The organism is Streptomyces sp. SID3343, assembly GCF_009865215.1.
Taxonomy (GTDB): Bacteria; Actinomycetota; Actinomycetes; order Streptomycetales; family Streptomycetaceae; genus Embleya.
This window is the reverse complement of sequence record NZ_WWJX01001435.1, coordinates 1-3,780: the sequence shown is the minus strand read 5'-3', so window position 1 is coordinate 3,780 and position 3,780 is coordinate 1. Positions and strand designations below refer to the sequence as shown.

General features: G+C 71.8%; 5 protein-coding genes. 1 reads left to right on the top strand and 4 read right to left on the bottom strand.

What is annotated here, in order from left to right:
- From GT354_RS45900 to GT354_RS45890, 3 genes are all read right to left on the bottom strand, one after another.
- Nucleotides 1-258, bottom strand: a 258-nt coding sequence (locus GT354_RS45900; RefSeq protein WP_202513048.1) for a maleylpyruvate isomerase N-terminal domain-containing protein, incomplete at its 3' end; no start/stop codon positions are given.
- Complete coding sequence (locus tag GT354_RS45895; protein WP_161363448.1) at nucleotides 255-1,097, bottom strand: fumarylacetoacetate hydrolase family protein; 843 nt, start codon at nucleotides 1,095-1,097, stop codon at nucleotides 255-257. The genes GT354_RS45900 and GT354_RS45895, both read right to left, overlap by 4 nt.
- Nucleotide 1,098: 1 nt before the next feature.
- Nucleotides 1,099-2,181, bottom strand: coding sequence for a cupin domain-containing protein (locus GT354_RS45890; RefSeq protein ID WP_161363446.1), 1,083 nt, complete (start codon nucleotides 2,179-2,181; stop codon nucleotides 1,099-1,101).
- Between the two features lie 100 nt (nucleotides 2,182-2,281).
- On the opposite strand from GT354_RS45890, the gene GT354_RS56925 reads away from it, so the two are divergent.
- Nucleotides 2,282-3,049: an IclR family transcriptional regulator gene (locus tag GT354_RS56925; protein WP_346012485.1), complete on the top strand. Its 768-nt coding sequence runs from the start codon at nucleotides 2,282-2,284 to the stop codon at nucleotides 3,047-3,049.
- 193 nt (nucleotides 3,050-3,242) lie between these two features.
- On the opposite strand, the gene GT354_RS45880 is transcribed toward GT354_RS56925, so the two are convergent.
- On the bottom strand, nucleotides 3,243-3,780 hold a 538-nt coding region (locus GT354_RS45880), incomplete at its 5' end, for a hypothetical protein (protein WP_202513047.1).

The window sequence follows — 3,780 nt, the reverse complement described above, 5'->3', positions numbered from 1 at the left end:
TTCGCGTTCGCGCGCGTCGGCGTACATCGGGGTCTCGACGCCGGTTCGCGCCCACGCGGCGAGGTTGGCGAGCGCGTCGGCGTTGCGGGCCACGTGCGCGACCAGTTGCGCACGGGACCAGCCGGGCAGGGCGCTCGGCCCGCCGAACGCGTCCTCCGGGAGCTCGGCCACCCGATCCGCGAACACACGGGTGCCCTCACGCAGCCACGCCCGCGCGCTCGCGTGCGGCACCGGCCACGTTGCGACGGCGGCACTCATGGAGCGGTCTTGCGGACGACAGCGTTGCGTGCTTCGCCCAGACCGGAGATACGGGTGACCAAGGTGTCACCGTCGGCGAGATAGCGCTTGGGATTTTGCGCGTGGCCTACGCCGCCGGGGGTGCCGGTGGCGATCACGTCTCCGGGGGCCAACGGCACGATGGTCGAGACGTACGCGACGAGTTCCTCCGGAGCGAACACCAGGTCGGACGTCTCGGCCTGTTGCACCGTCTCGCCGTTGATCTCGCAGCCCAGCATGCGGCCCGCCGACGTGTCGGCGGCGTCGTCCACGGTGACCAGGTACGGACCGAACGGCGTGGTGTCCGCGAAGGTCTTGCCCTGCAGCCACTCCATGCTGCGGTACTGCCAGGTGCGTGCCGTGACGTCGTTGAGCACCGCGTAACCGGCGATCGCGGCGCGGGCCTGCTCCGCCGTCGCGCTCCGCACCGGGGCGCCGACGACGACCGCGAGTTCCGCCTCCCAGTCCCAGCAGTCCTCCACATCGGGCAGGACCAAGTCGTCGTAGGCACCGATCAAAGCGTCCGGGTACTTGGCGAACAGCGTCGGGTACTGCGGGAGTTCGCGGCCCATCTCGCGGATGTGCGTGGCGTAGTTGAGCCCGACGCACAGGATCTTCTCCGGCCGCGGTACGACCGGCGCGTAGTCGAGCCTCGCAAGATCGTGGCGTGGGCCTGTCGCCGACGCCGCGCGCGCCCGCCAGTCGGGCGTGCGCAGCAGCGCGCCGACGTCGGGGCAGTGCAGTTCGACCGCGTAACCCGCGGCCTCCTCGATGCGCACGGCCTCGGTGCCGCCTGTGGTGCGAATCGTCGCGAGCTTCATGTCAGTTCCCATCGTGGGCGGCCCGTCGGGCCAAATGCAGCGCCTCGAATGCGGGCGCATCGGAAAAAGCGAAGAGATCCATACCGGCGCCGGTGACGACACCGAACGGGCACCAGGACGGCACCGCCACCATGTCTCCCTCGACGACCTCGAATTCCGTGCCGTCCAGCCGCACGGTGCCCGCGCCGGAGAAGACCTGCCACACCGACGAGCCGACCGTGCGGCCGAACTCGGCGCGGGTGCCCGCCGCGAACCGGTGCATCTCCAGGCGCAGAGTGGGCAACGCGTCGCGGCCCGTTGTCGGATTGCTGAAGCGCACGGCCGCGTGACCGGGTCCGACGACCCCCGGATGGCCCTCGGCGGCGAGCTCCAATTGCGCGGCCAGCGCGGCGTCGGTGTGCTCCCATCGGTACGCCGCGAGCGGGGAGTTCACCGCGTCCGGCGCGTCGGGCGCGTTCGACGCGGACACCGGCCGCAACCCCGGGTGCGCCCACAGCCGCTCCGCCCGGGACCGGTGCGGCGTGGAACGATCCGCGACCTCGTCCGGGCCGAACTCGAAGAAACCGGCGTCGAGCTGCGCGACCAGCGGGATGTCCAACCCGTCCAGCCAGGTCATCGGCGCGTCCGCGGTGTTGTGGTGTTCGTGCCACGCCCAGCTCGGAGTCAGCAGTACGTCGCCCGGCCGCATCTCGACCGGGTCGCCGTCGACGTTCGTCCACACGCCGCGGCCCTCGATGATGAACCGGAACGCGCTCTGCGAGTGCCGATGGGCGGGGGCGACCTCGTCGGGGCCGAGGTATTGGATCGCCGCCCACAGCGTGGGTGTCGCGTACGGCACGCCCGGCAGGCCGGGGTTGGCCAGTGCGATGGCGCGGCGCTCGCCGCCCCTGCCCACCGGGACCAGCTCGCCCGAGCGTTCCGCCAGCGGGTAGACGTCGGCGCGACGCCACACGTGCGGCACCGCCCGCGGGCTCGGCCGGCGCGGCATCAGGTCGCCGCGCTGCGTCCACAGCGGCATCAGTCCGGTCGCCTCGAAGTCGGCGTACAGCCGGTCCAGCGCCGGGTCGGCCCCCGTTGCGTCCATCACGTTCCTCCTTGCGCTGCCCGGTCGGAAAGGCCCGGGCCTGCGGCAACGCTAGGCGGCGGGACACACGCGCGGAACTGCACGCGTCTAGAATTCTGGAGTGCAGAACACACCTCGCGGTGAGACCGCGCCCTACCCGATCGAGTCGGTCGACAACGCGCTGCGACTCGTCCTGCTGCTGCGCGCGGAGCAACGGCTTCGCGTCGCGGACGCGGCCGAGCGCCTCGGGGTCGCCCGATCCACGGCGCACCGACTGCTGGGCATGCTCAAGCAGCACGGGTTCGCCGTGCAGGACAGCAGCCGCGTCTACCGGCCCGGTCCGGCCCTGCTCGGGCCGGCCGCCGGCGAGTACCCCGAGCGGGACCTCGCCGCCGTGCTGCGCCCCCACCTGGAACGCCTGAACACCGAGATCGGCGAGACCGTGCACCTGATGGTGTTGCAGGGCAACAGCGTGCGGTTCGTCGACGGCGTGGAGGGATCGAACATCCTTCGGGTGGGCCTGCGCGTCGGCATGCTCCTGCCCGCGCACTGCACCTCCGGCGGCAAGGCGCTGCTCGCCGAACTGCCCGCCGCCGAACTGCGCGCGCTCTACCCCCGCGGCCTGCCGATCGGCGTCGGCCCGGCGATCACGGACCTTCCCGCGTTCCGCAGGCAGTTGACGACCATCCGGCGTCGGGGCTACGCGGTGAACTTCGAAGAGAGCGAACGCGGGATCACCGCGGTCGGCGTCACCCTGCACGACCCGGCCGACCGGCCGGTGGGCGCGATCGCGGTGGTGGTCCCGACGGCCCGGTGCCCCCGACCCCGCGTACCCGAACTCGCGGACGCCCTGCGGCAAACCGCGCAACGCGCGGCACGCGACATCTGATCACGGGCATCGGCCGGGCAGCGGCACCGGCGCGGCGTCGCGGCGGCTGCGCGTGGCGATGGCCGCATCCGCCCCGACCACCCGGCTGTGCACGGACGGGTCCTCGCAACGACGAGGCGCCACCAACGACGAGGCCACCACTGGGCAGTGGTGGCCTCGTCGTTCGCAGTTCGGACGGACGCAACGAGCCGGATCAGCCGGCGATCGGTATGGCGGCGAGTGTGGCTGCGGTGAGGGGGACGATGTGTGCGTCGGTGGTGGGGGTGGTGGGGGTGCGGGTGGCGTTGGTGACGAGCCAGGTTTGGGTGGTGCCGGGGCCGCGGACGAGGGTGCCGTTGCGGGGTGTGGTGGGGAGTTGGTTGGTCCAGGTGGTGGGGGTGGTGACGGTGTGGGTGATGTCGTAGCCGGCGTCGGTGAGGTCGGTGACGGTGGGGACGGTGAGCTTGGCGCCGCCGGCGAGGAGGTAGACGGTGGGGTCGGGGCCGGTGCGGACGAGGGTGCCGTCGGCGGGTTCGGTGGGCAGGGTGTTCATGTGGGTGGTGGGGATTTTGACGGTGTGGGTGATGTCGTAGCCGGCTTGGGTGAGTTCGGTTTCGGTGGTGAAGGGGATTCGGGCGCCGCCGGCGGTGACGTAGACGGAGGCGTTGTCGCCGGTGCGGATGAGGGTTGCGTCGGGGATGGTTTGGGGGAGTGTGTTCAGGTAGGAGGTGGGGATTTTGATGGTGCGGGTG